The organism is Mycobacterium hackensackense (assembly GCF_025822555.1).
GTDB lineage: Bacteria > Actinomycetota > Actinomycetes > Mycobacteriales > Mycobacteriaceae > Mycobacterium > Mycobacterium fluoranthenivorans.
Genome location: NZ_JACKUC010000032.1, coordinates 28,108 through 54,176 on the forward strand (window position 1 = coordinate 28,108; position 26,069 = coordinate 54,176).

Sequence of the window (26,069 nt, forward strand, 5' to 3'; positions counted from 1 at the left end):
AGGATCCCCGACCCGGCGGTTTCTGCATCTTGCCTACGACGGCCGAGGTTGGACGTGGGAGATGTTCCGGGCCCACTGGGATGACAACCGAGGGCCCGATCTCTACATCGGAAGGTGGCCGGACTGATGGATGTCTATGTTGTCGTGTTTGACGAGTCGAAGGCCGGCCCGGTCGCGGATGCTGGCCGCCTGCCTGCGCGTGTCGTCGGTGTCCGTATGCGGTTGCAGGGCGCGGAGCTGTTGCGCGCTGACGAGGCCGATCACTGGGCGAGAACCACTGGCCGGGAGCACTTTCCGAGTTCCGACCACGCCGCGCTGCATCGCCGCGCCTATGACGCGATGACGATCACCAACTGCGAAATGCCCGACGATGAGTAGCGTCCGCGCGTGGCTGCTCGCCCGGGCGCACCGGAGGGCGTTGGTGCTGATCGCCATCGCGTGTCTTATCGCCATGGCCAGCAGCTTGGTCGGAGCGGCGATGGCGGGGACGCCGCTATGGATCCCACTGCTGCAAGGCCTCGGGCTGTTCGTCGTGGTCGGCGGGGCGTTCCGACTGGTCATCGCGTTCTTCGACTGGACAGACGACGATGCCTGAGCGGATTCAACGCAGGCGCACGAAGGGCTGGCGTACCCCGTTGTGCGGGTGCGGGTGCGGCAAGAAGGCCCGGTTCGTCGGCCGAGGCACCCCGTACGGCAACCCCTTCCACGTCGGTGGCCTGACCCACTTCCTGCGGCTCGGCTGCTGGACCCCAGTCAATATCCCCGACGCCGAAACAGCGGCGAGCCTGTACCGAAACTGGGTCAACCTCGATGTCGGTTACAGCACGGGAACGCAGACGCCGACCGCCGAGCAACTCGCGGCGCTCCGTGGACACGACCTCGTCTGCTGGTGCCCGACCTACTCGCCATGCCACGGCGACGTGCTGCTGGAGCTGGCCAATGCCTGACTGTCACGAATGCCGCTGCCATATCGCCCCGCCTTGCAATGCCTGCGTGATCTGCCCGGTCTGCAACCCCTGCTCGGCGTGCGACGAGGTGCACGGCGATCCACGCAACGACGCGTGCATGCGCGCTGAGAAACGCGAGTACGCAGTGGTCTACGAGAACCGCCGGTGGTGGCGCCGCCGCACCGTCGGGAGCAGCGCAGCCCAAGTCCGGTTCGACGGCTCCGTGGTTCGGGAAGACCCGGAACTGACAGTCGACGAGCTGATCACCCCGCTGGTCCACACCGGCGAGCTGAGCCGCACAGCCTGCGCTGGCGCTGGCTGCTACCTGTGCCGCGTCTTGCTCGGCGCGCACGCGGCCCGCGATGCCGCGCTCGCCGCCGAAGCTGTCGAATCCCGGGGCCGAGACTGTGGCCGCGACCCGCACGCGTGCTCACCGGGCTGCGCGTCCTGGGGGTGCCTGTCATGACGTTCCGCGGCAAGCAGGACGTGTGCCGTCACTGCGGCCACCCGCGGGCCGGCCACCGCGACCAGGTCGTCGGCCTGTCCCGGATCTGTGCGGGTTCAGCCGCGTGCGGGTGCCTCGGGTTCGCCCCGGCGCACCTCACCTGGGACGTGTTCGAAACCCCGCAGGGGTGGACGGTGCAGCACCGCGAGACGGGTCGCGTGTTCCCCGGTCTGCCCGGGCCCGCTGCGGCAGAGCAGCTGGCCCGCACCCTGACTGATCTCGAGGACATGTTCACCCGCATCAACGAAGGAGGTGTGTCATGCGCGCTCTGACTGTGCAGCAGCCGTGGGCGTCGGCAATCATCCACGCCGGCAAGACGATCGAGAACCGCTCCCAGAGATGGGAGTATCGGGGCCCTGTGGCCATCCACGCGGGCCAGTTGTGGTCCGACAAGGGTGAGAACAGCACCGTGCTGCGTAAGGCGTTCCAGGAGCTCGTTCCGCAGTGGAACGGCGGCAAGCTGCCGCGGTGGGCATTCCCGATGGGCGCCTTCATCGGCGTCGTCGACCTGGTCGACGTCCACCGGGCGTGCGGGTGCTGCGCGCCGTGGGGCGAACCTGGGATCTCGTACGCCGAACCGGGCGAGCGCCACCCGCGCCAGACCGTGCACCTGGTGCTGGAGAACCCGAGGTATCTCGCCGAGCCGATCCCGTGCCGGGGCGCGCTGGGCCTGTGGACCCCGCAGGTCGCTCATATGAGACAGATGCAGGCGGCGGTCCCGCGTGACTCCTCCACGAGAACTGGGCGGCTATGACGTGGGTAGGCGCAACCCAATACACCTCATCGGTGAGGTGCAGCGCACGGGTGTCACCTGGCTCTCTGATGACCTCATCCGGTCAGGTGCGCACGACAAGGCACTCGGGTCAGATGGGTTCGTCCTGATGGCGTTTTTGGTGTCGTGGGCTACCCCAGTCGACTCGGGAAAACGGGTGTGGGAGACGTCGGCCGCGCATCTGTCTGAGCACTTCGGGTGGGGCCAGAACCGGGAACGGGCTTCCCGCGCGATCGACCGCGCGGTCAAGGATCACCGGTTGATCGTCAGGCAGTACGTACGGGATGGGCAGATGGTTGCTCGGCGGTGTGCGTATGTGGTGTGCGCGGGAGGCCGGCGGTTCACGGATGGGGAGATGTTTCAGTGGTCTTCGCCGATCCAGTTGCCGCCCAAGGCGGGTCCAGAATGACCGCCATCATGCACGGTTTCCGTGCAACATCCGGGCGAGCATCATGCACGGTATCGGTGCAAGGTACGGACTCCAAACATGCACCGAAACCGTGCATGTTGGACCGTCATTGTGACCTCCGTCATGCACGACTAGGGGTGCAACATAACCGGCCCCACCTTGCACCGCAGCCGTGCAACTTACCTTGCACCCCCGTGGGTGCAACACAGGACAACCTTTACAGGACAACAAAACCCGTCATGCACTACGTGCAAGACGGACGTGTCTCTACCGCAACTAATCGAGTTCAACCGTTGACCTACCGGACCACCAACGCAACCACCGACCGCGCGCGCAGAAACGAGTACCCCGATGCCTGATCGCTCCGTTGCATCTGAGCGTGCGATGGCCGACGTCGACAGACTCGGGGAGATCGTGCATCACGCGCTGTGGCCCGACTGCCCGCGGTCCCTCTATCCGCGCCTGACCGAGGCGGACCGGGCCAGGTACCGGTCAGTGGCTGCGGCGGTCGTCGACGCTCTCGGACTCACCGAGGAGTGGCGCACGACCGGCTGGCTCGGCCCGGTACCTGAGTCGCTGGCTCGAAAGCAGGCGGAGTGCGAAGGCTCTTTGCAGCGCCGTCTGGTGGGCGACTGGCAACCAGCGTCCTGACCTGGATCACCAACTCAACGCCTAGTTATCGGCAATCAACGAACCAGAGGAGCAAACCCATGACCGCACCGGAAGCAAACTACGAACACCACTTCATCACGCAGGACGTCGACAGCGACGGCAATCAAGTCACATTCTCGATCATCGAGGACGAGTCGGGCGACACGTTCTGGGGATACGGCCACCGCGACGCCGGTGAGTTCATCGAAGAGATCAACCGCTGGGCGGTCCACGCTGGAGAAATCGACCCGGACATGGCGATCCCCAACGATCATCGCGTCGATCATCTCTACGCCTACAACCACGATGGCGTGCACTTCAAGCTGGTCAGCCCCACCGACTCATTGATTCCAGAAGACGCGTTTCCTGTGACGCGGTTGTGGCTCTGACGTGGTCCATCGGAATGGTCAGGTGGAGGCCATCATGGGCCACCGCTTCCATCCCGACTACTGGGTCGGCGGTCAGCAGGCTCTGTGCGGTTGCGGCTGGCGTGGCCCGCGTCATCACTTCGATGGGTCACCGCGCGATGCGGCGGACCGCGAGCACGCCGAACACCTGTCGGCAGTCCTCGACAGCTTGGCATAAGACCCCCATTTCTGTTGTCCCACAAAGGAGAAACTCATGGCACAGATCGTTCAGATACTCCCGTCGATCACCTTGGCAATTCAGGGTGGCGGCACGGTGACCCTCACCCAGCTGCAGTCGTTCATCGACCAGGCGACGTCGTTGGGAGTTGACCCGGATAAGGAGCTGGAAACCACGATCAAGGCCCCGTATCACTACGACCAACGGGATCACGACCCGGGCAGTTTCGCCATCGTGGCTGCGCCGTGAGCCAGCCTGTGGGGATCCCGGCGACGTGCGCCGCCCGGCCCACCACCGGCGCGGGGTTCGTCGTGCCGTGGGCCAACGTGCAGCTCGCCGACGGCGGCGTTGACTTCCGCTCTCAGCACGACGCCAAGGTGCAGCGCTGCTGGCGCGAGAGCCGCTGCCAGCTGTGTGGTAAGCAGGTCGTCCCGCCGATCGTGTTGTTCGGTGGCCCGAATCAGCTCGCCGCGCTGGAGTTCGACGAGCCACCCCTGCACCCTGAGTGCGCCGTGTACGCCGCGAAGGTGTGCCCCATGGTGGCCGGCCGGATGGGCCACTACCGCACCGGTGACACCGTCACGCACGGCCGCCGTGGCGCTGTGTGCGCCACCCCAGGCTGCGACTGCGGCGGGTGGGTGCCCACCCCCCGCCTGAACGTCGCCGAGGGCGGTGACCCGGCACACGACTGGTACGCGGTGTACGTCTCGGGCTACGCGCTCGGCGTGAACGCCGACCAGACCGAACACATCAAGCGCGGCGTCGTCCACCCCGCCCGGGTCCTGTTCGTGCGCCAGGTATCCACCCCGGGATCCGGACTGACCTGGCGCCGCGTCCACGACTGGCGATCCATTGGGGGCGGCGGTGCGCGACCCCTATGACCCGTACGCGGACGAGCGCGTGAGCGCGCAGCAAGCAGCCGAAGCGGCCGGCCCGAAACCAACATCGGGTCGGCCGCCTCATTTAGACCCCGACGCGATCGCCGCCTGCAACCGCTGCGGTCCCGACGGCTACGCCGGCACCCAGGTCTGCCTCCACCAGGACCCCTCACAGTTCGCCCGCGCCGCCCGCGAAGGCAAAGCCCGCGCCCTCGCAGAACTCGAAGAAGCCAAGAGAGCCAAGGAGAACCGCCAATGAGATTCACCCGCCGTCCCCGCGCCGCCACCCGGCCACTCGCCGAGATCATCGCCGAGGCCCAACGCGAACTGGCCACCAACCCGACGATCATGGTGTCCACGTTCGACGAGAACGGGGTGGAGCACCGCCGCCGCGCCAACCCGTGGTCGGGGTTGAACGCCAGCTTCCGCGATATGGGTGACGCAATCGAGCGATTCTCCGCCTCAGTAGAGCGCGCAGCCGAAGCTTTCCGCCCGTTCGTAGAGGCCGCGCAGAAGGACCACGGGTGATGATCGCCGTCGTCACCGCGGTCGTCGTCGGGCTGACCTGCGCCGAATTCGGCTGGAATCCGTTGCGGTGGTACATGTGAGCACCACACTCACCGTCGAACAGGTCGACGAAAACCCCGACGGCAGCCGAACCCTCTACGGCGTCGACCTCAAGGGACAGCCGGTCGTCGTCACCCTTCGGCCGGGCTACATCCCGCTGGCGTACAAGTGCACCGCCTGCGATGAGTTCATCAAGTTCGGAACCTGCCCATCCTGCGGAGGAATCCCAGACATTCCGACCTGACATTCAACCGAAACCGTTTCAACCGAATGTCACACCACCACAACAGAAGGAGATTCGTCATGCCCGACATCACCAACACCTCAGCGCAACCCGCGACCGACCACTTCGCTGGCAGCGTCGTGCTCGGCACAGACGCCTACATCACCGGCATGGAAGCCGAAGGGCAGCGCCAGCTCGTCAACTCCGACAAGCTCCCCGCCGAGGCTGACTGGCCTGAATTCGAAGCCCTCGGCTTCGTCAAGGGCGATCCAGTCCCCGGCGACGACCTGTTCGTCACCGCGACCCTGCCGGCCGGATGGAAGCGTGAAGGGTCCGACCACGCGATGTGGTCCCACATCGTCGACGAGCGCGGCATCCGCCGCGTCGGGATCTTCTACAAGGCAGCCTTTTACGACCGCCGCGCGGATATGTCAGTCACCCGGGTGGGCTCCGAAGTCGCGGCCGGCGTCATCTATGGTGACGCCGACGTCGCGCTGCCCCAGTGCTGGCCGCTGCTCACCGACGTTGAGCGTGCCGAGGTGCAGCGGTCCATCGCCTACTACGCAGCAGAAGCTCAACGGCACCCGGACATCTACGCCAAGCAGGGTGAGCGCGCCCAGGCGCTGGCCGACCTGATCGCCGCCGAAGGCACGAAGTGATGCGCGCGATCGCCGCGGTTCTGCTGACCGCCGCTGCGCTGCTCACTGGGTGCGACGACCTGACCGACGACGACGCCGTGCTGGTGCCCTACATCATCCCGGCTATCGGCAGCTACGGGTCGCCGGGATACGTGCCCGCGCAGACCGTCCAGCCAGGCGCGCCGAGCTACAAGCCGACGTACCGGAACCGGCCGCCAGGCTGGACCCCGGCGCCGGCCACCCGCGGCGGCACCGCGCCCGGTCCGCGCGCCACTGTTCAGGCACCCAAGCCCGCGCCCGCACCGAAGCCGGCCCCGCCTGTGGTGAGGTCCCGATGACCGACCTCGTCCCCGCCGACCAGATCGAACAGATCGTCGGCATCAAACGCCACGACACCAAGCACTACGGCCGCGCCGTCTCGGCCGAAGAGCAGGTGTACATCCTGCACTCGCGCGAGTGCAAAGACTCCGGGGTAGACCTGCGACAGTGCCCGTACTCTCTGGCTCTGGACAACGGGATTCAGATCGAATCGTGGGTCGACCTTGAGGACATCGCGGTCGCGCTCGTGATCGTCGACGACCGCCTGGTCCCGGCAGTAGGTGCGACCGATGCCTGACGCCGCCGCGGTGCTGTTCTACGCGCTGGTGGCCGCCGGGTGCATCATCGCGGCCGCGTTGCTCGTGGCTGTCCACCAGCGCAGCCGCACACCTTCCGACCCGGGACCGGACACCACCGCGCGGCTGCCGTACGGCCCCATCGTCGTACGCGTCCGCCGCGACCGAATCTCACTCGTCGATGTCGACACCGACACCATCCTGGCGTCGACCAGCTGGCTGATCCGCGCCGGCAACCTCGTCAACCTCACACAGGACGGCGACCGGTTCACCGTCACCGTGGCAGAAGACGACGGTGAAGACACCCCGAGAAGACCTGTCCTCGAATGGATCCGGCCCGCACTACGCGAGGAGCTCGACGAAATCGAAGGAGACCACCGCCATGTTTGAACGCTTCACCGACCGCTCCCGCCGGGTCATTGTCCTGTGCCAGGAAGAGGCCCGGAAGATGAACCACAACTACGTCGGCACCGAGCACGTCCTGCTGGGTTTACTCGCCGAAGGTGAGGGCGTCGCGGCGACAGTGCTGCACTCGCTGGACCTCAGCGCCGACATCGTCCGCGCCAAGATCTACGAGATCGTCGGCAGCGGCGCAGCACCCGTGTCGGGTCATATCCCCTTCACTCCACGCGCCAAGAAGCTGCTGGAGAACTCGTTGCGCGAAGCGCTTCGATTGGGCCACAACTACATCGGGACAGAACACCTACTGCTCGCATTAGTCACTTACATCGAGGAGAGCGTGGGCGTCCAGATCCTCACAGACCTCGGTCTGACACCGGCCGGGGTCCGCCAACTCGCCATCGAAGCGCTGGCCCGGTACGGCCCACCCGCCCGTGGCGACCTGGCGACCGAACGCGCACGGTTGCTCCAATCGCTGACCGCGGACCTCGCCCGAGTCGCCGGAAGCGGTATGACACACGGTGACTGGGCGCGAGATCTGCTGCACCGCTACGACATCAGCCTGAAGGCTTGACCATGGAGGTTGGACCATTGTCGGAACCCCCGCCACAGTCAGCTCGGGGCTGCGGTGCGGTGGTTGTTGGTCAGACGCAGAAGGTCGGCCGCGGATCCGTGGGTATCCAGTCCGGCGGCAACATCACGATTAGCGCATCGAACGGCAGCGTCGCCGCTTGGTCGATCGATGCCGTGAACGTCATGTCGCTCGCACCGCAGTCGGGTCCCACCGAGGTCGAATGCCAGCCCGCGCGACCCAGCTTGCGGCAGCTGGTCACCGAAACGTTCGAGCTGCCCCAGAATGCGATAGCGCCGAGGGTGGGCGCGGCTCTGCTGCTGGTTGTCCACGCCAGCTTGTTCGTGTACGCGGTATACGGGCTGGCCACTGGGACGTGGGGTTGGTACACGCCTCCCGCACTGATTGGGAACGGGCTGATGGTGTGGTGGCGGACTTGGCAGCTCCTACACGCCCGCCGGCAGCGTGCGGCCGTCTCGCGGCCGGTCGACTTCTGGCCGGCCCGGGACTTCATCGCGCTGTGCGAGTGCCGGAACTGCTCTGAAATCAGCACGCACGGCATCCGGGAACCGAAGCCAGGCAAGGACCCCGCCGAGGCCACGGTGATCCGCCAGTGCGCCGCGTGCGGCCAGGAATGGGCCGAACGATGAGGATCAGCGCCACCGAGATCCGGACCAGGCTCGAGTCCGGCTACGTGGTCACCCTCGAGCGCAACGACTGCACGTGGAAGCTCCCCGCGATCGCGTTCCACGGGCCACTCGATCTTCCGTCGTGGGGTCTACCGGACGAGGTCTACACCGGCGACCGGCTCACTCTGCCCGACAGCATGCGCCCACTGATGTTGGTCATGACCGCCGTCGTCCAGAGCCAGACACCGTGCGCCTGGTACGGCTGGTCCGCCGACCTGCTGCTGGTGTTCTTCAGCCACCCCGCGTGCCCGGCCTGCGGCACCGACGCCGGCCACCACGTCGACATCCCAACCGGACTGACCGACACCGATCAGTGGGTGGTGCGCACCTGCATCACCTGCGAAACCTCATGGAGACAGGAGACATACCAGTGAACCGAGCAGAACGCCGCGCCGGCCAACGGGACGGCACCGTGTGCGAGCACGGCCACGTCAAGAAGACCGACGGCACCGGGACCCCGCTGTGCCCGCACCGCTGCGGATTCGACCCAGCGCTACCGCCGGTCGGCGCGAAGGTGCGGCTGGCCCGCGACGGCCGCCGATGGTGGGACGTTCGCTGCGCAGATGAGCGATTCGCAATCCTCACGCGCCAAGCGGATTTCAAGCCGAAGGGCGAGGTCGTGTACACGATCGTCGACATCGAGGACGGTGTCCGCGGGCCGTGCAATCTGATCGGTCAAAGCTGGGACCTGACGATGCCCGACGAAGCATGCGCGGAACTGCTGGCTGCGCTCCGCGCTGGTGTTGAAGGGCCGATACGGCGGCAACGTGAATTCGAGGAACAAGGCATCACACAGTGGGTCGACGAGGGCGACGAGGTTGAGATCTCCTACCGCAACCGCGTCCGCCTGGACATCGACGAAGTCCGCACCCCGGCCGGTGCCCGATGACCGCGGCGGAAGTGCTCGCCGCTGCGATGCACTCAGAGCTGGACGAGCACGGCTACGAGGACGATGACGAAAAGCGCGGCCAGGTGGCTCACCACTTCGCTGCGCGCCAACTGGCCGCACTCCGTGAAGCAGGGTTCGGGATCATCGAACTGCCCATCGTCGCGCACAAGGGCCCGCACGACACCGATGCGAAGTTCTTCCGCCAGGTGGCCGACCGTATGGAGACACCCAGTCGGGTCGACTTCCTCAGCGGATCGAACGTGCGTCGCGCTGTGCGGTCGCTTCTCTACCGCGCTGCCGACGCCGCAGAAGCCAGCCAGTGAACGCGGAATTCCCCACACTGGCCGAGGCGCACCGGTGCGCGTGGGGCCCAGGTTGTTCGAACCCTGACCTGCGGGACCGGGACAACAACCCCCAGCCAGCCCTGATCGCCGACGGCCTCATCTGCGAGGGCTGCCTGTGGCGGCTCACGAAGACGGTGCGCGCCGCGGCGAACGATTGGCGCCGGCTATCGGATGCGATCGGCGAGCGCGGCGCCATCGCCCGGCAACGGGTCCACGGCACCCGCGACCCCGGCATCCCGATCAACGTCGCAACCGAATCGTTGTTGCACCGACTCGTCGATGCTGTGGACCGTGCCACGTCCACCGTGGAGTCAGCGCTGGGGATGACCGGCGCGGCACGGTCCCGATCGGATTCGCCGCCGGACGAGCGCACTGCCAAGGGCTATCTGGCGGTCAACGGGAAACGCCACACCACCCCGTCGGATGCTTTCACGGTCGCGTGGGGCGCGAACACCCTACTGCCCGTCCTCGACGTCCTCGTCGAAGCGGAACCCCAGTGGTGCCAGGTGTGGATGCCGCTACCGGACAGCGACGACGAAGCCGACAAGCACCCACTCGGCCAACCCCGCGAACTCATCGAACTCTCCGGCCTGGACATCGCCCGCGAGTTGGTCAGCGTGCACCGCCTCGTCAACCTCCAACTCGGCCTGGGCTACCTACGCAACAAGTCCGAAGCCCCATGCCACCGCTGCGGCGCCGAAACCCTCGGCCGAGACAACGGCTGCTGGGACATCGACTGCACCACCTGCGGCGCCCGTTACACCGAAGACGAACACGGTTTCCTGATCCGATGCACCGTGGACGAAGTCCAATCCAGAGACGAGGACCAAATGCTCAAATACCTACTTGCCGAAGCATATTGGCGACTCGACATGCTCCGGAAGCGAACCTCACTCCTCGACGACCTCAACGACGAAACCGTCGCCGCCATCATCGCCGACGGCAAAGTCGACGAACTGGCCAACATCCTGCGCAGCGTCGCAGACCAATGCGCCACCGTGCTCACCGCTGGAGATCCGGCCTGGCCACACCCACTACCCGAACAACGACAGATCGGTGTCCGCGAGCACGAGAAGAAGCAGGCCAAACAGAAGCAACTGGGAGACACCGTCGCGGCCGCCGCCGAAGAGGCCCGCGAAGGTGTAGCGAAACCGCTCCCGACCGGCGTCGCCTACTCGACCAGCACCGCGACAGACACCAAACCCACTGCCCGCCGCAGAGAACGGAGCGCCAAGCGATGACATGCATAGTTGGTATCGAGTACCCGGGTGGTGTGATCATCGGCGGCGACTCGGCTGGACTGTCGGGATGGTCCAAGACCATCCGCGCCGACGAGAAGGTGTTCACCAACGGCCCGTACGTCATGGGATTCACGAGCTCGTTCCGCATGGGTCAGCTGCTGCGGTACAGGCTCACCGTCCCAGAACCTGACATCGACGACCTCGACCGGTTCATGGTGACCACGTTTGTCGACGCCGTGCGCACCACTCTCAAGGACGGCGGATACGCCAAGATCGAGAACACACGCGAGGAAGGTGGCACGTTCCTCGTTGGCGTCGGTGGCCGACTGTTCCAGGTGCATAGCGACTTCCAGGTAGGCCGTGCAGCGCAGGGGTACTCAGCGTGCGGGTGCGGCAACGACATCGCGCTCGGCTCGCTGCACACCACCGACCGGTACGACATCGCCCCAGCCGACCGCGTCCGACACGCCCTAGACGCCGCGTGTGCTTTATCTGGCGGCGTGGCAGGGCCTTACACGGTGATCGACCGGCCTTTAGCGGGACGGTAGTTCATGGCCCAAGCCTTCGCGGCCCGCTTTGCCGGCCGCTGCCATAACGGCGACGACATCCGCCCCGGCGACGAGGTCAAGTACGTCCACGTCCCCGGGCACGACGAAGCCAGCGTGCTGGTGCACGTCGGCTGCGCCGAGCATCTCGACCGGTCCACCCCACCCGACGACTCAGCCCCGTACTGCGGTGCCTGCTTCTGCTTCCACCACGGCGACTGCTGACCCGGTGTCCGACGCGTTCATCCGCCCACCCGGCTGGACCCAACAGGACGAGGACCGGTTCGTCGGCACCGCGTACCGGCGGCTGCTCGCCCGTGCCGCGGCCGGGGAGATCGACGACATCGCCACCGCACTGGCCGACCTCGATCGCCTGTTCATGAACGGATCGATCACCTGGCCCATGCCCACCCTCGCCGTCCGCGGCGACGACGAATGGTTGACCGCCGAAGAGATCGCCCGCGAGTGCGGTGTGGCCCGTTCGACGGTCGACCAATGGGTGCGTCGCGGCCAATTCAAACGCATGAAGAAACGCGGCGAACTCACCCGCTACCGGTGGGGCGAAGTGAAAACCTACCGGGCACGCCTACGTCAACTCAGAGCATCGAAAACCCAACCACAATAAGGAGATCGCTATGTCCGAGATCGTCGACGATTGCGCCGGCTGCGCCTACAACGCATACCGCTACGAGGAAACGAAGCTGCAGGACCTGATCACGGCCGACGCACCGGAGGCGCGGATCATCGCCCAGACCGCAAGAGTCGACAAGGCGCGGCGTCGCTGGGACGAGGTGCGTCCGAAGGCCGATTGGGAGGAACGCATCGTTGCCGGCTTCGCCCTGGGTGTGCCCGCGCTGCCCAACGCCGCCGGCATCCGGGTAGACGCCGTCATCAAGCGCCGACGGCTGACCCACGGCCAGGTCGCCGTGCTCTGCGTGCTCGCCGTCATCATCGCGGCTGTCGCGGGGGCAGTCGTCGGAGCGATGACGGCCTGATGGCTCCGGACGCACCCGCGGCGTTGGTGCGACGGGCCTTCGCGCTGTTACGTGAGGGCAAGGTCGATAAGCGCAACCACCGCCTGGCTGTCTGCTCGTACGTCACCTGGCGGACCATCGACTCGACAGACGACTTGTCCACCCGTGACATCAGGGCGGTGGTCGACACGCTGGAGTACTGGAAGCACCTCGGTGAAATCGAGTATCGGTGTCGCCGCATCGCCGAGTCGATGGTGGTGGCGTCGTGACGAATTCGTTCGACGACGGCAGCCGATGGGTGGTCTTGGGGTCGCGGGTGGAGACCCCTGCGTTTCTCGTTGAGGCGCAACGGGAGATGTTCCGGGAGTTCTACGATTCGCTGCCGGAGGACAGCTCGGCGCGTGCGCTGTGGGATTCGCTGCCGAAGCCGCCTGGCTGGGAGGACGTCCCTTGACTCCGTGCGTGTGCGGTTGCCCGATGCATGGTGGGACTTGCCGGTGTGGGTGCAGTATCTACGAGCCGGACGACGGTCGTCCGGATAATGATCATGATGTTGCGGTGTTGCCGGATCGGCTGGAGCCGTACGCGGGGTTCTATGGGCAGCGCCGCGGCTGACTGCTGCTGACTGTTCGAACATGATAGCGATGATGTTTGTTCTGAAAACCATTGGCGCACCGCCCTGTAACGAATTACAGTCGGTTTCACGTCCACGGAGATGTGAGCCGGACGCAGATCGGTTACCACTTTTAATGGAGAGGTCGCGGGTTCGAGTCCCGTCCGCCGTGCCAAAAACGGCGGTAGCTCAGTTGGTAGAGCACTAACACCCGGTCCGCACAACACGCCCACATCGCCTACGGCACAACAGAATTACCGGTGTGAGCCGGAAGCGTTCGGTTACCTGCTTAGTAACTCCGGTCGCGATCAACACGCCCACACCGCTTGAGCCACAAACAATTACAGAAGACTATGCGAGCCGGACGAGACTCGGTTCACCAGCGACCGCGGGTTCAAATCCCGCCCCGCCCGCACAGGGTGGGTGGCAGAGCGGCCTAATGCACACCCTCGTGGTGGTCGCACCGACCACGGATCTCACGACATCACGCCCGCATCGTCAACCCCCACACAGAGGACTGAGCATGCAACAGACGGTGACTTTCGTCATCGAGGGATGGCAGTTCTGGACCTGGTTCGGACTCACCGTCGTGATGATCCTGCTGGTCCTACTCAAGTAGCGCAACCGGTGTGAGCCGGAGTTGATCGGTTACTAATTGGCATTGCGGGTTCGAGTCCCGTCGTCCGCAACCTCCAGGCGCGGACGCAACGCCGGTCTCCACAACACGCCCACACCGCCCACGAAAACCCTATGGTGCGAGCCGGATTTCGGTCGGTTCTCATTCAGGATGAAAATCCCGGTCGAAGCAAACACGCCCGCACCCCCCAACCGAAGGAGAACGCCGTGGACATTCTCACCACCATCGACAAGCGGCACACCGCACAGACCGAGCAGGCCGACCCGCGGCAGGTCAAGAACGCCGCTGGCGGATTCGTGTTCCCCGTAGATGACTGGGCCCGCGTTCACCGATTCCTCACCCTCGGCACCGACGGCGGCACCTACTACACCGGCGCCGGTGAGCTGACCAAGGACAACGCCGAGGTGATCCTGCGCGCCGCCGCGACCAATCCTGTCGAGCTGGTCCGCCGCATCCTCGAGGTCTCCGTCAACGGCCGCGCACCCAAGCAGAACCCCGCCCTGTTCGCGCTGGCGATCGCCGCCGCGGCCGACGACGTCGAAGGCCGGCGCCGAGCACTCGCAGCGCTCCCGCACGTCGCCCGCACCGGCACCCACCTGTTCCTGTTCGCCCGCTACGTCGAGCAGTTCCGCGGCTGGGGCCCGGCACTCAAGCGCGGCGTCGCCGACTGGTACATCGACCGGCCCGTCAAGGCGCTGGCCTATCAGCTGGTCAAGTACCGGCAGCGCGAGGGATGGACCCACCGTGACCTGCTGCGCCTGGCCAAGCCCACCGGTGTCACCGACCCGGCGCGCCGCGTCGCGCTGAACTGGGCCGCCGGCAATGGCCTGGCCGACATCCCGTTCCGCGGCGGCGAAGCATCCCCGGACACCCCGGTGCCCGTTGACCTGGCTATCGTGACCGACTTCCAGGACGCCCAGGCCGCCACCACCGACGCGGCGTGGGTGGAGATCATCGGCCGCGGCAACGGTCTGTCGTGGGAGATGCTCCCCGACGCCGCACTGGGCCACGCTGCGGTGTGGGAAGCACTACTCGCGCACGGCATCCCGCAGACCGCGCTGATGCGCCAGCTGCCCCGCCTGACCCGACTCGGCCTGGCCTCCGGTGCACCCGGCCAGCTGATCGCCGACCAGCTGGCCAACCCGGACCTGCTCAAGCGCGGGCGCGTGCACCCGATCAACGTGCTCGTCGCGCTGCGCACCTACGCCTCCGGACGCTCGGCCCGCGGCGACGGCACCTGGACGCCGGCACCGAAGATCAGCGACGCGCTCGACGCCGCGTTCTACGCCTCGTATGGGGCGATCGAACCGGCCGGCAAGCGCACCCTGCTGGCCCTGGACGTGTCCGGGTCGATGTCGGCGGCTATCTCCGGTATGCCGCTGAACGCCCGGGAGGCCTCTGCCGCGATCGCGATGGCCACCGCGGCGTCGGAGCCCGACCACACCATCGTCGGATTCACCGGCAAGCACGAGGTGCGGAGCAGCCGATGGGGAGGACGCGAGGTCTATATCGCTGAGAACACCATCACCGAGCTGGACATCAGCCCGCGGCGCCGCCTCGATGACGTGTGCCGCTACGTCGGCGAGCAGCCCATGGGCCGGACCGACTGCGCTTTGCCGTTCACGTGGGCCATGCAGCACAACCGGGTATTCGACACGGTGATCATCCTGACCGACAACGAATCGTGGTCCGGACCGATCCACGTCCACCAGGCGCTGCGCCGGTATCGCGAGCGCGTCAACCCGAACGCACGGCTGGTCGCGGTCGCGATGACCGCCACCCGGTACTCGGTGGCCGACCCGAGGGATCCGCTGTCCCTGGACGTCGCCGGCTTCGACAGCGCGGTGCCGAACTTGATCTCGGCGTTCTCCCGCGGCGACATCTGACCGTGGGGTGCTGCGACCACGAAGAGCACGACTACTGCTGCCGTTGCCCGAACACCTTCGCCGACAAAGTCATCGACATCATCGTGGACGTGCTGACCGGCGAATACACCGGCGATGCGCTCGACCGCGGCACCCCACTTCCGAACATGGCCCCTGACGCCGCAGCGGAAGCGGCCAAGGTGCTCGTCGCGGTGTTCGAGCACGAGGACGTCATCTGATGGATTCACGCGCGCAGCAGGCCCGGGAGCATCACCGAAAGTCGGCTGATGCCTCCCGGGTCGGCGCGCAGCACCGGGACCAACGCAACCGCCTGGTGCGGCAGCTGTGGGACACCGAGCGGTCCTCGTGGACGCACAAGACGCTGGCCGCCGCCGTCGGGTGTTCGCCCGAGCTGATCGCCAAAATCATCAACCCACAGGGAGCGGAACGCTGATGGGATGTGACCGCACGATCCCGAACCTTCGCGCCGAAAGCTGGCACACCATAGTGGGTTTCGGCCGAGTCGCCGTCATCGATGCCAGCCAGATCCCGGGCACGCCCATCGCGATCGGTGACCACGTCCGGATCGGCAACATCCGCTACGAGGTCCTCGGCATCGAGACCTCCCGCAAGCTCATCGCACCGCCGGTTACCAACCCGCATGTGGGCTTCCTGGTCCAACGTGTGCCGTACCAGTGCGGTACCTGCGGCCAGCGGTACGCGGTGGTCGACAAGCACCGGTGCCCACCGGACGGTGGCGCGACGTGCGACGTCATGCTGGCCGACTGGTGCCACCTGTGCCGCAGCAGCTTCATGCCCGGAAAGCACGTGTGCGCATGAGTACCTACGAATTGCCTTGCTGGACATGTGAATTCATAGCCTCCAGCCTGGCCGACATGGTCGAACACCGGCGGTCCGAGCACGAAGCCGCCACCACATGCGGCCTCGAAGAGGGCATGCTGATGACCGTCGTCATGCCGGACGGCCGAACCCTGACCGACTACGTCACCGACGTCCAGCGCGACAAGGCAACCGGTGAAGAACGCGTCATCGTTGGTCGCGACCCGCTTCCGCGCGCCATGGCCATGATGCAGAGGGTCACCGAACTGACCACTCCGGCCAACCCCCGCTGGTGGCGTCGGTTCCTCGCCCGATTGCGGCGCTGGCGATGAACATGGATGACCTGCTCAGAAGGCAGCCCAACACCCCCGACGAGCTCCGCCAGTTCATCACGGACGTCGTCGAATCGGACGACCTGACCGACGACGAGAAGTGGGCAGTGCGGCTCGGGTATCTCGCTGGCCTGTCCTATGCCGTCGGCAGGGGCGTCGAAGACGGCGCGACTGAGTTGCTGCTGCGCCTCACCGAGTGGGACGAGTGATTGACATGCTGAGCATCGAACGCGGCAAGGTGGTCCGTGCCCGCGTGGACCGGGCGACCGCCTGCATGTACGCGAAGTCCCACCGCATCGTGCTGGTCGCCGACGGCGGGGACTTCGACGCCGCCCAGGCCGCGCTGGACGAGCTCCGCCAGCACGTCGCCCAGAACGGCCCACCGAAGTGAGGTACCTCGTCTGCAGGCTGCGCCGGCACGACGCGGTCGCCCACTCCAGCGGCTGCTGGCGGTGGTTCGCCTGCCTGGACTGCCGTAAGCAATGGAATTCCTGGGGTGACTTGCTCAGTGACCTGCTCGGCGGTTGGTTCGACGCTCGACCACTCAGCCGCGACGACGCGTTCCAGGTGAAGGCGGAATTGGCTGGTGTCGAGCTTCCGCCCCTGTGGCGCCATACCCGTCGGAGTGAGCAGTGGTGACCCACCCAGCACGCCGCACCCGCCTGTACGCCCTCGGCGGCGACTGGACGGACACCGTGTACGACAGCGCCACCAGCGACATGCACCCTGACGACTTCCTGCTCTACGGGCCGCACACCGAGCTCGGCGCGGTCATCGACATCGGGGACTATCGGTGGAGCCAGGTGTGGTCCCAGGTGAGTCGCCGCAAGATCCAGCGTCTGGAGATGCGGGAATTCCTGAACTATCTCCTGTCCTGGCCATCGTTGGCGGTGCCGCAGTGAACGGGCACGAGATCACCTGGGCAGAGCTGGACGGCGTCCGCGTGGATCCCCACACGCTGGAGCCGATCGTTGACCGGGCACCCCGCTGGCCATCTGGGCGGCGGCACGCTCGTCAGGCAGTTGAGTTTGTCGCGGACGTGGTGGCAATCCTGGCCGGCATACCCTCCACAGTCGCTGACCGGCTCATCGGCGGCCCCAGATGAGCGCGCGACTCGTGTGGTTGGCTACCTGCGAGGTATGTGAGACGACCAGCGAGTTTGACGGCGCGTTGAGTGTCGAGGAGCTGGGTGCTGCCGCCCGCGCGGCGGGGTGGGACCTACCGATCTACGGGGGCATGTTTTGTGCCCGCTGCGCCCGTGCCGTCAAAGCTCTGTCCCGCATGACATGAGCGGCATGCAAATGTTCCGTGCGGATGGCTACGCGGCCCGGGTGGTCAATGTGACGGTGGAGAACGGCCAGCCGGTCGCCCGCTGGGTCGATCCTGAAGACCGCCCAGCGAGCCCAACCTAGCTGCGCGAGTGCAGGTCTCCGTCGATGGTGTAGGACGCGAAGCCATCTCCGTCGAGCGCTACCGCACCAGGGTCGATCCGGACGTTGTGCAGATCTCCGCCGGTCGGATTCACGACCACGATCATGTGCGACTTCGCCACTACGTCGGGTTCGAACTGTCCTGAGATCTTGCTGCTCAGGTCCGACAGCCAGTCCGCGCTCGGAAGGTGCGCGATCGCTTCCTTCGTCCGCTCGGCCAGCTGCGCCCGGACCGCGGACTTGTAGACGAGCAGCTGGTTGACCGAGACGTTCTGCTCGGCGGCCTCAATGGCGAGTGCGCGGTGTTGTGCCGGGCTGGTGCGGAACGACAGGTTGCCGCTGTACCGGCGCTCGGTGAAGGGCTCCGGCGGGGTTTCGCCCGATTCGTCCATGTCAGCGAGGATGCCGTCGACCAGTTCGGAGGCGCCGGCCACGGCTTCGGCCGCGGTGGCGGCCAGCCACGAGAGGCTGGGGAATTCGGCGACGAGGCCGACGTACTCGCCGTCCTCGGGCGACCATTCGGCCCGGTAGGTGTAGTGGTTCGACATCACTTGGCTCCCTTCAGCTTGTCGATGGCGGTGAGGACCTGGCGGACCTGGTAGGCCTTGGCCTTGCCGTGGTCGTTCTGGATGTTCACGCGCGGGTCTCCGGCCCACGGTGTGCGGTACACGGCATGGCTGGTGCCCTTCTGGCGTGGTTCGCCGAAGTAGTGAGTGCAGACCTTGACCAGGTCGCTGAACGCCACGTTGGTGACGCTCTCGCGCATCTTGGCTTCGATCTTCTCCACACTGGCCATGAGTAAATGATAGCACCTGCGATAGCATCGCGCTAGACAATGATGGCACCCACGCTACCAATGGTGGTGTGCGCACACCACACCCTGTGTGCGACACACCGACACACACACCGGCCCCACATCCCTGACCAGCGTGATCTGACGTGTTAGAAATACGGCAGGCACAGCTGTGCCCAGAAGCCCCGCGAGACTCGTTCGCCGGGGCTTTCGCTATTCGGGCACAGCCCTGACGTACTTCCCCGACGCCAGGTAGGTCGCCCCCACCTTCTCGCCGCGCGGGCCCGCGTCAAGCCCAGCATTTTGATCGGTAACCCACTGGGTAAGCCCGCGTGCGGACTCCCCGGCACCCGCACATCACCCATGACCCGACTCCTTCGGAGAGGGCGGAGCTGCACGGGTCAGCGTGGCGAGAAGCCCGACACCAAAAGGAGACCCCCATGGGAATCACCCCGGAAGAGATCGACCGCCGGTTCGACCTGCACACGCCGTCCGACGACGCCGTGCGCGCCCTACTCGACCACGTCCGCGGCAAGTTCAAGGCGCTGGCAGGATTCGTCAGCGAGGTCACCGACCATGCGCCGCGCGAGCAGGCGATCGCCGTGCACCACCTGGAAGACGCGCTGGCCGCCACCATCGGCGCCATCGTCCGCCCCGCCCCCGAGGCCACCGCGCCGGCACAGGCCGCCAGCGCACCGACCCGCAGCTGATGCCCGCCACCGTGCACGTCAAGTGCCCACATCCACATTGCGGCAACACCATTCCCGTGACTGTCGACCTCACCGTCGGTGGCCCTGACGTACTTCCCCAGCGCCAGGTACCCGCGAAGGGTCTCAGCATCCCGGTAACGGCCAAGCTCAGCAGCGACGCCGTCGACAAGGTCATCGCGCACTTCAAGCAGGCGCACCCCGAGATCGACACCATCGCGGACGGGTGCACCTGCGAGCACGGACCGACCCGCTGGGGCCGAGGACCTGAGACAGCCGACACGTGCGCCGACTGCGGCGGCCTAGTCCCACCGCCTGCTGACCGCAGCATCTCCTTCGCCGGCCAGCAGGCTGGCATCGCCGCGGCCGGCGCGCTCGAAGCGTTCAACGGCTCACCCGGCCTCGGCCGACCCGAGCACCCGCCACTGCCCTGACCGGTCGTGGCCCTGTACGTCGTCACCGGCCCACCCGCGAGCGGTAAGTCCACCTGGGTCCGGAACCACGCCCAGTCCGGCGACATCACCATCGACTTCGACGCCCTCGCATCGGTGCTCACTCCCAGCACCGACGGCATCGTCGGCCACGACCACCCCGTCCACGTCAAGGCAGTCACCCGCGCAGCCCGCCAGGCAGCCATCGACACAGCACTCGGCGTCTCGGGCGCATGCGACGTGTACGTCATCCACTCCACACCGAGCGCCGACACCCTGGCCAAGTACGAGCAGCACGGCGCCGAGATCATCACCATTGACCCCGGCATGGACACCGTCCTGGCCCGCGCCAAGGCCGAGCGCCCGCACCAGATGCAGGCAGCGGTCAAGCGCTGGTACCGGGAGAACACCGGCACCCAGCGCGACGTGGCCCGCAAGATCCGCAGCAGCCACGCCTGGAAGGTGCTGGCCAGCGAGTTCAAGGATGAGTGCCAACGCCATCGCAACCCCGATGGCACGTATGGCCGGCACTGCCACCTCTGCAACCAAGCGATCGACTACGAAGCGCCGGCCCGCACCCCGCCCGCCTTCGAAGCTGATCACTACCAACCCGTGGCCACCCGTCCTGACCTCGCCTACATGAAGTCGAACCTGCGCCCCTCGCACTCGAAGTGCAACGGCTCCCGCGGTGCGAAAACTGCACCTGATCAGGGTCAATGGGTTCAGCCCGCCTGGTAGCCGCGGACGCGCATTGTTTGCTGGCCTGGTCGCCGAGTTTGCTGGCACGCCGAGTCGGCCCGCATCGCTATGCGCCGACCGCCTGACCTGCACTGACGTTGCACCATCGACTGACGTAGCCACGACAACCGATCGGTCGCCAATCATGCCACTGACCTGCACAAACGTCACCATGTTTGCTGACAAGGATTTGCCAGGGTGGGGGGGTGGGTCAGGATCGCGACGGCTGGCCCAGGGGGCGACCCGTGCCTGCCCGTCGATTTTCGCGGAAACCCGTGTGTGACACATGTGCAGACCGTTTGCTGGGCGAACGGGGTTTGCTAGCCCATCGTTATTGTTTGCTGTAGCGGAAGGTGGGAGGTATGGCTGCTGAGCATGGCACTCGCAGCCGATACAACTCCGGCTGCCGCTGCGACCTCTGCAAACAGGCAGAACGCGACTACCAGACTGACCGGAAGTCGCGCAGAGCCGCGCAGAAGTCGCCCGCCGAAACCAAGCCTTCAAAGGTTGCTGTTCTCCGTGGTACGACACAGCAGCAGGCGCCGCAGCACAGTCCAGTCACCGAGTACGGGCCGGTTGAGACGGCCATCCGGAAGCAGCTCGCTGAGCTGTCGACGGTCGACGCGCGCGGCGGTGAAGCGGAGATGGCCTACTACCTCGCCGGGCTGATGGACAACCAGAAGACTCCAGCCACGGCGCAGGTCCAGGCCAGTCGCCAACTCACGGAGCTGATCGACCGGCTCCGCAAGGGCGCGGATAAGAAGACCGGCAAGTTGGCCTCGGTGCGTCGGATGACGCGACCGGAGTCGGCGACAGGCTGACGTTGCCGACCGCCACCGCTGAGCGTCCGCAGCTGCGCGGGAGCGAGACCCCGCGCATACACACCAAGCCGCTGCAGCCGTTGGTGGCCGGCGACGAGTACGGCATCGGCCGGACCACCAACGGCTACGCAGCGATCGCTTTCGCCGAGCTGATCCTGGGACTGCGGCTGTTCCCCTGGCAGAAATGGCTGCTGATCCACGCGCTGGAGCTGACCGCCCCGGTCGGCCCCGACGGGATCTTCTCGTACCGGTTCCGGTTCATCGTCGTGCTCGTCGGCCGACAGAACGGAAAAACCCTGGTCATGACGGTGCTCGCGCTATGGCACCTCTACGACCAGGACTCACCGATGGTGATCGGCACCGCACAGGATCTCGCCCGGTCAGAAGCGGCCTGGGGTGAAGCCGTCGAGATGGCCCAGGACGACGAGGAACTGGCCGACCTGATCGAGAAGATCGACCAGGGCCACCCGAAATTCATGCGGCTGGCCAAGACCGAAGAGACGCCGTGGTTCCGCGAATACCGGGTCGCGTCGGCAACCCGCCGCGGTGGTCGTGGCTTCTCCGGGGATCTGATCCTGCTCGACGAGCTGCGGGAGCATCAGTCCTGGGATGCATGGTCGGCGGTTACGAACGCCATGAACGCCCGGCCGCGTGGCCAGGCCTGGGCGTTCTCCAACGCCGGTGACGCGCTGAGCGTGGTACTGCGGTTCCTGCGGGCCCAGGCGCACCGGGCGCTGGGCTGGCCGGACGGCGACGACGACGCCGAGGTCCTGGACGCCCTCGACGCCGAGATGGAGGAATACCTCTCCGAACTCGGCGACGACGACGAGGTCCTCGGGTTCTTCGAATGGTCAGCCGCGCCGACGGCGAAGCGCACCGACCCGAACGCGTGGGCGCAGGCCAACCCGTCGATGAACCACACCGACATCGTCCCGGAGTGCGTCACCGACCGCGCGATCGCCGCGGCGCTGCGCGCCAACCCACCGGTTCAGTTCGAAATTGAGGTCCTGTGCCGCTGGGTGGCCATGGCCGACGCCGGCCCCTTCCCGGACGGCGCCTGGTCCGACTCGCTGGCCAACGATCAGCGGCCATCGGAGGACAGCCTGCTGATGGTGTCGGTGGCGGTGAATATGTCCCGGTCACGCGCGTTCATTGCGCGCGGCGGGTTCACCGAGGACGGCGACGTGGTCGCCGGCATCAAGGCCGACCGCGCCGGCGTCGACTGGGTCGTGCCGTGGCTGGTGGAGAACCGGGACACGTTCTCCGCGGTGGTCATACAGTCCAGCGGTGCACCGGCCACCTCGCTGATCGACGCCATCGAGGGCGCCACCTTGCCAGACGGCAAATCGGCTGACCTGCGGGTGATCCCGTGGGGCGGTGCCGATGAGCATGTCGGCTGCAGCGATGTCTTCGACCTGCTCGACCGCGACGAGGACAACCCAGAGAAACGCAAACTGCATCACCTCGCCCACCCAGGGTTGGACGCCGCCGCAACGTCAGCGCACGTGAAGTTCCTGTCCAAAGGCGCGTGGGTCCTGGATCCGATCCGGTCCCCGACCGATGTGTATCCGCTGCAGGCACTGATCGGGCTGACGTGGGGTCTTCTCCACGAACAACCACAGGAAACGGAAGTTTGGGGATTCATGTCGTGACGACGAAACAAGCTCGACCCCTTGGGATTGCCGCGCTCGCCGCGATCATCGCTGGCGTAATCGTGCAGTTCGGTGCTGGGTGGGGCCTGCTCGTCGGCGGTGTTCTGGTGCTGGCCGCCACGTGGACGCTCTGGGACCCGGCGGCTGGACAGCCGGTAGCGCAGCGGCTGCGTCCGCGGGAAGCTCGTAGCCAGCAGTGAACCTGCTGGCTCGACTCAAGCTCGGTGTGAGCCCGCAGCGCGCTGCGACGCTCACACTCGAAGACTATGCAGCGCAGCTGAACTCATTCATGTACGGCGGATTCGGCAATCCCGGCTCCGGATACAAAGAGACGCTGTCCGATGGCAAGGCCACCGAGCGGCCAGCCAATAATTTCGAGGGCCTCACCCGAGGCGCTTACCAGGCCAACGGAGTCGTGTTCTCCTGCATGCTGGCCCGCCAACTCGTGTTCTCCGGCATGCGATTCCAGTGGCAACAGATGCTCAACGGATCGCCTTCGGACACCTTCGGCAATCGTGATCTGCGGCTGCTGGAGCGCCCATGGAGCGGCGGCACCACGCAGGATCTGCTGTCCCGCCTGATCCAGGACGCAGACCTCGCCGGCAACTCCTACTGGGTGCGCCAGGGCGACGAGCTCGTGCGGTTGCGTCCAGACTGGGTGCGGATCGTCGGGCAGCGGCGGTACATGAACAACACCGGCCGGCCCACAGATCTCAATCGCGGTGCGGGCCAGGTCGGCTGGGTGAAGATCGGCTACCTGTACAACGAGGGCGGCTGGCACCAGTCCGACAGCAAGATCGAGCCCGTTGCGTTCACAGTTGACGAGGTAGCGCACTTCGCCCCGATCCCTGACCCGCTTTCCGATGTCGCTGCTGGAATGTCATGGCTGACACCGATTCTGCGAGAAATTCAAGCAGATCAGTCAATGACCAACCACCAGACAAAGTACATGGACAACGCTGCGACACCGAACCTGGTGATCAGCCACTTCGCCGGAGTGCAGGGCGTCAAGGGCGCGACGCTGGAAGCCGTCAAGGCGTGGGTCGAAGAGTTCGAAGACAAGCACGCCGGCCCGGCCAACGCGGGAAAGACGCTGCAGCTTTACCCGGGCGCTGAAGTGAGCATCGTCGGCGCGAATCTCAAAGAGATCGACTTCAGCAACGTACGCGGTGGCGGTGAGGTCCGGGTCGCCGCCGCCGCCGGTGTGCCCCCGGTAATCGCAGGCCTGAGCAAGGGCCTGGAATCCAGTACCTACTCGAACTACTCGCAGGCGCGCCGTCGATTCGCCGATGGCACCATCCATCCGTTGTGGCAGAACGCATCCGGCACGATGGAACGCGTCGTCCCAGTGCCCAGCGACAGCACACGCCTCTGGTATGACTCCAGCGACGTCCCGTTCCTGCGTGAGGACGAGAAGGACGCCGCCGCGATAGCCGCGATCAAGGCGTCGACCATCAACTCCTACATCACTGCGGGCTTCGAACCCGACTCGGTGATCAAGGCCGTCGAGGCCAACGACAACCGGCTGCTCGTGCACAGCGGCCGCTACTCCGTCCAGCTGCAGCTGCCCGGCGAGGGTGGGACGAACAGTCAACAGTCCGGGTCGGATCAGGGCCGAAGCGCGCCGGTCGTTCTCGACCAAGTGCGCCGAATTCTCGAACTGATCTCACCCGTCCAGCAGCCCGCAATCGAAGCAAGCGGCACGTCCGAGGAGGAATCGTGACAACTGCCCAACTGACTAAGCCCAAGGACCTGCCGCGAGAGGATCTCGTCCGGTCGGTCGATTTCACCTTCCTGCGTGCAGCCGATGACGACGGCGACGAAAGCGACGGACGCACGTTCGTCGGCTACGGCGCGGTATTCAACTCGCCAACCCGAATCAACTCGTGGGAGGGCGATTTCGACGAGCAGATCGCGCCCGGCGCCTTCCGTAAGTCGCTTCGTGAGCGCACCCCGAAGTTCCAGTTCGACCACGGCCACCACCCACTCATCGGGTCGATCCCGATCGGCATGATCGAGGACATCCACGAGGATGACCGCGGTCTGTACGTCCAGGCCCGGCTGGGCGAGCACATCATCATCGACTTGATTCGCGAGGCCATCGCCTCCGGTGCTATCGACGGAATGAGCTTCCGGTTCAGCGTCGTTCGCGACGAATGGCGGGACAAGGACGGTAAGGCGGTCAAGCCCGACGACGTCAAGCGGATCCTGTACTACGGCGAGCAGCCGGAGCGGACCCCACTGCTGCGGGTACTCAAGGAAGTCCGTGTCGCGGAGGTAGGCCCCGTCGTGTGGCCGGCCTACGACAACACCTCAGCTGCGGTGCGCGCGAAGCTCACCGCTTCCGATGGAACGGTCCACCTGAATCTGGACCGGCTCAATAAGCCTGAGGAGCAACGCAAGTTGCTGCTCGTGGAGTCCGCGCTGCGCGCGCTGACCCCAGCCCCTTCGGGGGATTCGTCCGATGAAGAGCCGCGCGACACCTCCGATGGTGGGGCCGTCGAGCACTCGGATGAGGACACCGATGCGCCGCCTTCCACCGACAGCGATTCGGCCGGAGAGCACGCAGAAGATTCGCCGCGATCCACCGAGACCAATTCGGCCGGAGAGCACGAATCCGATTCATCCGATGCAACATCCGCGCAAATCGATGACCCCGTCGATGCCGCCCGGGCCGCCGCCGTCGAGCGACTGTTCCAAGGCGCCTTCGACCTCGTCAAGAACACGCGCGAAGCGACACCCCCACCCATGAGCGTCTGAAAGGACGAA

General features: G+C 66.1%; 48 protein-coding genes. 46 read left to right on the top strand and 2 right to left on the bottom strand.

The features are described 5' to 3' along the window. Positions 1-126: 126 nt before the first annotated feature. From H7J86_RS24340 to H7J86_RS24525, 38 genes are all read left to right on the top strand, one after another. Entirely contained in the window at positions 127-378 is a 252-nt protein-coding gene (locus H7J86_RS24340) for a hypothetical protein (protein WP_267294013.1), read from the top strand. Next, positions 371-595, top strand: a complete 225-nt coding sequence (locus H7J86_RS24345; protein ID WP_267294015.1) for a hypothetical protein — start codon at positions 371-373, stop codon at positions 593-595. The genes H7J86_RS24340 and H7J86_RS24345 overlap by 8 nt, the downstream gene beginning before the upstream one ends. Continuing rightward, on the top strand, positions 588-947 hold the full coding sequence (locus H7J86_RS24350) for a DUF4326 domain-containing protein (protein WP_267294017.1): 360 nt from the start codon (positions 588-590) through the stop codon (positions 945-947). The genes H7J86_RS24345 and H7J86_RS24350 overlap by 8 nt, the downstream gene beginning before the upstream one ends. A gap of 118 nt (positions 948-1,065) precedes the next feature. Further along, positions 1,066-1,413: a hypothetical protein gene (locus H7J86_RS24355; protein ID WP_267294019.1), complete on the top strand. Its 348-nt coding sequence runs from the start codon at positions 1,066-1,068 to the stop codon at positions 1,411-1,413. Further along, positions 1,410-1,724 (top strand): hypothetical protein, encoded by a 315-nt coding sequence (locus tag H7J86_RS24360; RefSeq protein WP_267294021.1) that lies wholly within the window; start codon positions 1,410-1,412, stop codon positions 1,722-1,724. Before H7J86_RS24355 ends, H7J86_RS24360 begins: the two co-directional genes overlap by 4 nt. Beyond that, positions 1,712-2,206, top strand: a complete 495-nt coding sequence (locus tag H7J86_RS24365; RefSeq protein ID WP_267294022.1) for an ASCH domain-containing protein — start codon at positions 1,712-1,714, stop codon at positions 2,204-2,206. Before H7J86_RS24360 ends, H7J86_RS24365 begins: the two co-directional genes overlap by 13 nt. Positions 2,207-2,984: 778 nt before the next feature. Further along, positions 2,985-3,284 carry a hypothetical protein gene (locus tag H7J86_RS24370; RefSeq protein ID WP_267294024.1) on the top strand — a complete coding sequence of 100 codons (300 nt, stop codon included), beginning with the start codon at positions 2,985-2,987 and terminating at the stop codon, positions 3,282-3,284. 59 nt (positions 3,285-3,343) lie between these two features. Beyond that, positions 3,344-3,673, top strand: a complete 330-nt coding sequence (locus H7J86_RS24375; RefSeq protein WP_267294026.1) for a hypothetical protein — start codon at positions 3,344-3,346, stop codon at positions 3,671-3,673. Between the two features lie 34 nt (positions 3,674-3,707). Further along, complete coding sequence (locus tag H7J86_RS24380; RefSeq protein ID WP_267294028.1) at positions 3,708-3,869, top strand: hypothetical protein; 162 nt, start codon at positions 3,708-3,710, stop codon at positions 3,867-3,869. Positions 3,870-3,905: 36 nt separating this feature from the next. Continuing rightward, positions 3,906-4,118: a hypothetical protein gene (locus H7J86_RS24385; RefSeq protein ID WP_267294030.1), complete on the top strand. Its 213-nt coding sequence runs from the start codon at positions 3,906-3,908 to the stop codon at positions 4,116-4,118. Then, on the top strand, positions 4,115-4,750 hold the full coding sequence (locus H7J86_RS24390; RefSeq protein ID WP_267294032.1) for a hypothetical protein: 636 nt from the start codon (positions 4,115-4,117) through the stop codon (positions 4,748-4,750). Before H7J86_RS24385 ends, H7J86_RS24390 begins: the two co-directional genes overlap by 4 nt. Further along, on the top strand, positions 4,734-5,006 hold the full coding sequence (locus H7J86_RS24395; protein ID WP_267294034.1) for a hypothetical protein: 273 nt from the start codon (positions 4,734-4,736) through the stop codon (positions 5,004-5,006). The genes H7J86_RS24390 and H7J86_RS24395 overlap by 17 nt, the downstream gene beginning before the upstream one ends. Further along, positions 5,003-5,275 (top strand): hypothetical protein, encoded by a 273-nt coding sequence (locus H7J86_RS24400; protein ID WP_267294036.1) that lies wholly within the window; start codon positions 5,003-5,005, stop codon positions 5,273-5,275. The genes H7J86_RS24395 and H7J86_RS24400 overlap by 4 nt, the downstream gene beginning before the upstream one ends. Before the next feature lie 76 nt (positions 5,276-5,351). Continuing rightward, positions 5,352-5,558, top strand: coding sequence for a hypothetical protein (locus H7J86_RS24405; protein ID WP_267294038.1), 207 nt, complete (start codon positions 5,352-5,354; stop codon positions 5,556-5,558). Between the two features lie 59 nt (positions 5,559-5,617). Next, a complete protein-coding gene (locus tag H7J86_RS24410; RefSeq protein ID WP_267294040.1) occupies positions 5,618-6,196 on the top strand; it encodes a hypothetical protein in 579 nt (192 codons plus the stop codon). Next, the gene (locus H7J86_RS24415; RefSeq protein WP_267294042.1) at positions 6,193-6,513 is read left to right on the top strand and encodes a hypothetical protein; all 321 of its coding nucleotides are present in this window, start codon (positions 6,193-6,195) and stop codon (positions 6,511-6,513) included. Before H7J86_RS24410 ends, H7J86_RS24415 begins: the two co-directional genes overlap by 4 nt. Further along, positions 6,510-6,791 carry a hypothetical protein gene (locus H7J86_RS24420; RefSeq protein ID WP_267294044.1) on the top strand — a complete coding sequence of 94 codons (282 nt, stop codon included), beginning with the start codon at positions 6,510-6,512 and terminating at the stop codon, positions 6,789-6,791. Before H7J86_RS24415 ends, H7J86_RS24420 begins: the two co-directional genes overlap by 4 nt. Continuing rightward, positions 6,784-7,179 (top strand): hypothetical protein, encoded by a 396-nt coding sequence (locus H7J86_RS24425; protein ID WP_267294046.1) that lies wholly within the window; start codon positions 6,784-6,786, stop codon positions 7,177-7,179. Before H7J86_RS24420 ends, H7J86_RS24425 begins: the two co-directional genes overlap by 8 nt. Next, positions 7,172-7,762 (top strand): Clp protease N-terminal domain-containing protein, encoded by a 591-nt coding sequence (locus H7J86_RS33745; protein ID WP_504928627.1) that lies wholly within the window; start codon positions 7,172-7,174, stop codon positions 7,760-7,762. Before H7J86_RS24425 ends, H7J86_RS33745 begins: the two co-directional genes overlap by 8 nt. 182 nt (positions 7,763-7,944) lie before the next feature. Next, positions 7,945-8,409, top strand: a complete 465-nt coding sequence (locus H7J86_RS24435; protein WP_267294048.1) for a hypothetical protein — start codon at positions 7,945-7,947, stop codon at positions 8,407-8,409. Beyond that, the gene (locus H7J86_RS24440; protein WP_267294050.1) at positions 8,406-8,822 is read left to right on the top strand and encodes a hypothetical protein; all 417 of its coding nucleotides are present in this window, start codon (positions 8,406-8,408) and stop codon (positions 8,820-8,822) included. Before H7J86_RS24435 ends, H7J86_RS24440 begins: the two co-directional genes overlap by 4 nt. Further along, entirely contained in the window at positions 8,819-9,337 is a 519-nt protein-coding gene (locus tag H7J86_RS24445; protein WP_267294052.1) for a hypothetical protein, read from the top strand. Before H7J86_RS24440 ends, H7J86_RS24445 begins: the two co-directional genes overlap by 4 nt. Continuing rightward, complete coding sequence (locus H7J86_RS24450; RefSeq protein ID WP_267294054.1) at positions 9,334-9,660, top strand: hypothetical protein; 327 nt, start codon at positions 9,334-9,336, stop codon at positions 9,658-9,660. The genes H7J86_RS24445 and H7J86_RS24450 overlap by 4 nt, the downstream gene beginning before the upstream one ends. Beyond that, positions 9,657-10,922, top strand: a complete 1,266-nt coding sequence (locus H7J86_RS24455; RefSeq protein ID WP_267294056.1) for a hypothetical protein — start codon at positions 9,657-9,659, stop codon at positions 10,920-10,922. The genes H7J86_RS24450 and H7J86_RS24455 overlap by 4 nt, the downstream gene beginning before the upstream one ends. After that, on the top strand, positions 10,919-11,470 hold the full coding sequence (locus tag H7J86_RS24460) for a hypothetical protein (protein ID WP_267294058.1): 552 nt from the start codon (positions 10,919-10,921) through the stop codon (positions 11,468-11,470). Before H7J86_RS24455 ends, H7J86_RS24460 begins: the two co-directional genes overlap by 4 nt. 3 nt (positions 11,471-11,473) lie before the next feature. Then, a complete protein-coding gene (locus H7J86_RS24465) occupies positions 11,474-11,692 on the top strand; it encodes a hypothetical protein (protein ID WP_267294060.1) in 219 nt (72 codons plus the stop codon). 4 nt (positions 11,693-11,696) lie between these two features. After that, positions 11,697-12,092, top strand: a complete 396-nt coding sequence (locus tag H7J86_RS33435; protein WP_267294062.1) for a helix-turn-helix transcriptional regulator — start codon at positions 11,697-11,699, stop codon at positions 12,090-12,092. Positions 12,093-12,102: 10 nt separating this feature from the next. Beyond that, positions 12,103-12,462 carry a hypothetical protein gene (locus H7J86_RS24475; protein WP_267294064.1) on the top strand — a complete coding sequence of 120 codons (360 nt, stop codon included), beginning with the start codon at positions 12,103-12,105 and terminating at the stop codon, positions 12,460-12,462. Beyond that, a complete protein-coding gene (locus H7J86_RS24480; protein WP_267294066.1) occupies positions 12,462-12,710 on the top strand; it encodes a hypothetical protein in 249 nt (82 codons plus the stop codon). Before H7J86_RS24475 ends, H7J86_RS24480 begins: the two co-directional genes overlap by 1 nt. Continuing rightward, positions 12,707-12,895 (top strand): hypothetical protein, encoded by a 189-nt coding sequence (locus tag H7J86_RS24485; RefSeq protein WP_267294068.1) that lies wholly within the window; start codon positions 12,707-12,709, stop codon positions 12,893-12,895. The genes H7J86_RS24480 and H7J86_RS24485 overlap by 4 nt, the downstream gene beginning before the upstream one ends. A 1,002-nt stretch (positions 12,896-13,897) precedes the next feature. Next, positions 13,898-15,577 (top strand): TROVE domain-containing protein, encoded by a 1,680-nt coding sequence (locus H7J86_RS24490; protein ID WP_267294070.1) that lies wholly within the window; start codon positions 13,898-13,900, stop codon positions 15,575-15,577. Between the two features lie 2 nt (positions 15,578-15,579). Further along, positions 15,580-15,795 carry a hypothetical protein gene (locus tag H7J86_RS24495; protein ID WP_267294071.1) on the top strand — a complete coding sequence of 72 codons (216 nt, stop codon included), beginning with the start codon at positions 15,580-15,582 and terminating at the stop codon, positions 15,793-15,795. After that, complete coding sequence (locus H7J86_RS24500; protein ID WP_267294073.1) at positions 15,795-16,010, top strand: hypothetical protein; 216 nt, start codon at positions 15,795-15,797, stop codon at positions 16,008-16,010. The genes H7J86_RS24495 and H7J86_RS24500 overlap by 1 nt, the downstream gene beginning before the upstream one ends. A gap of 53 nt (positions 16,011-16,063) precedes the next feature. Continuing rightward, positions 16,064-16,396 (top strand): ABC transporter permease, encoded by a 333-nt coding sequence (locus tag H7J86_RS24505; protein WP_267294075.1) that lies wholly within the window; start codon positions 16,064-16,066, stop codon positions 16,394-16,396. Positions 16,397-16,452: 56 nt separating this feature from the next. Continuing rightward, entirely contained in the window at positions 16,453-16,728 is a 276-nt protein-coding gene (locus tag H7J86_RS24510) for a hypothetical protein (protein ID WP_267294077.1), read from the top strand. A 2-nt stretch (positions 16,729-16,730) separates the two neighbouring features. Further along, positions 16,731-16,937: a hypothetical protein gene (locus tag H7J86_RS24515; RefSeq protein ID WP_267294079.1), complete on the top strand. Its 207-nt coding sequence runs from the start codon at positions 16,731-16,733 to the stop codon at positions 16,935-16,937. 5 nt (positions 16,938-16,942) lie between these two features. Continuing rightward, positions 16,943-17,119, top strand: a complete 177-nt coding sequence (locus tag H7J86_RS24520) for a hypothetical protein (RefSeq protein ID WP_267294081.1) — start codon at positions 16,943-16,945, stop codon at positions 17,117-17,119. 244 nt (positions 17,120-17,363) lie between these two features. Then, complete coding sequence (locus H7J86_RS24525; protein WP_267294083.1) at positions 17,364-17,630, top strand: hypothetical protein; 267 nt, start codon at positions 17,364-17,366, stop codon at positions 17,628-17,630. 506 nt (positions 17,631-18,136) lie between these two features. On the opposite strand, the gene H7J86_RS33440 is transcribed toward H7J86_RS24525, so the two are convergent. Next, complete coding sequence (locus H7J86_RS33440) at positions 18,137-18,706, bottom strand: type II toxin-antitoxin system HicB family antitoxin (RefSeq protein ID WP_308204866.1); 570 nt, start codon at positions 18,704-18,706, stop codon at positions 18,137-18,139. Further along, complete coding sequence (locus H7J86_RS24535; RefSeq protein WP_267294085.1) at positions 18,706-18,954, bottom strand: toxin HicA; 249 nt, start codon at positions 18,952-18,954, stop codon at positions 18,706-18,708. The genes H7J86_RS33440 and H7J86_RS24535 overlap by 1 nt, the downstream gene beginning before the upstream one ends. Before the next feature lie 437 nt (positions 18,955-19,391). Here H7J86_RS24535 and H7J86_RS24540 point away from each other — a divergent pair, with 437 nt between their 5' ends. The 8 genes from H7J86_RS24540 (at position 19,392) to H7J86_RS24575 (ending at position 26,060) form a co-directional block, all read left to right on the top strand. Then, on the top strand, positions 19,392-19,661 hold the full coding sequence (locus tag H7J86_RS24540) for an Acb2/Tad1 domain-containing protein (protein WP_267294087.1): 270 nt from the start codon (positions 19,392-19,394) through the stop codon (positions 19,659-19,661). A gap of 56 nt (positions 19,662-19,717) precedes the next feature. Further along, the gene (locus H7J86_RS24545) at positions 19,718-20,092 is read left to right on the top strand and encodes a hypothetical protein (RefSeq protein WP_267294089.1); all 375 of its coding nucleotides are present in this window, start codon (positions 19,718-19,720) and stop codon (positions 20,090-20,092) included. A gap of 6 nt (positions 20,093-20,098) precedes the next feature. Next, entirely contained in the window at positions 20,099-20,827 is a 729-nt protein-coding gene (locus tag H7J86_RS24550) for an ATP-binding protein (protein WP_267294092.1), read from the top strand. A gap of 362 nt (positions 20,828-21,189) precedes the next feature. Next, positions 21,190-21,648, top strand: a complete 459-nt coding sequence (locus H7J86_RS24555) for a hypothetical protein (protein WP_267294094.1) — start codon at positions 21,190-21,192, stop codon at positions 21,646-21,648. 2 nt (positions 21,649-21,650) lie between these two features. Further along, complete coding sequence (locus H7J86_RS24560) at positions 21,651-23,300, top strand: terminase large subunit domain-containing protein (protein WP_267294096.1); 1,650 nt, start codon at positions 21,651-21,653, stop codon at positions 23,298-23,300. Beyond that, positions 23,297-23,500, top strand: coding sequence for a hypothetical protein (locus tag H7J86_RS24565; RefSeq protein WP_267294098.1), 204 nt, complete (start codon positions 23,297-23,299; stop codon positions 23,498-23,500). Before H7J86_RS24560 ends, H7J86_RS24565 begins: the two co-directional genes overlap by 4 nt. Beyond that, positions 23,497-25,023 carry a phage portal protein gene (locus H7J86_RS24570; RefSeq protein ID WP_267294100.1) on the top strand — a complete coding sequence of 509 codons (1,527 nt, stop codon included), beginning with the start codon at positions 23,497-23,499 and terminating at the stop codon, positions 25,021-25,023. Before H7J86_RS24565 ends, H7J86_RS24570 begins: the two co-directional genes overlap by 4 nt. Continuing rightward, complete coding sequence (locus tag H7J86_RS24575) at positions 25,020-26,060, top strand: HK97 family phage prohead protease (protein WP_267294103.1); 1,041 nt, start codon at positions 25,020-25,022, stop codon at positions 26,058-26,060. The genes H7J86_RS24570 and H7J86_RS24575 overlap by 4 nt, the downstream gene beginning before the upstream one ends. The last annotated feature ends 9 nt before the right edge of the window (positions 26,061-26,069 follow it).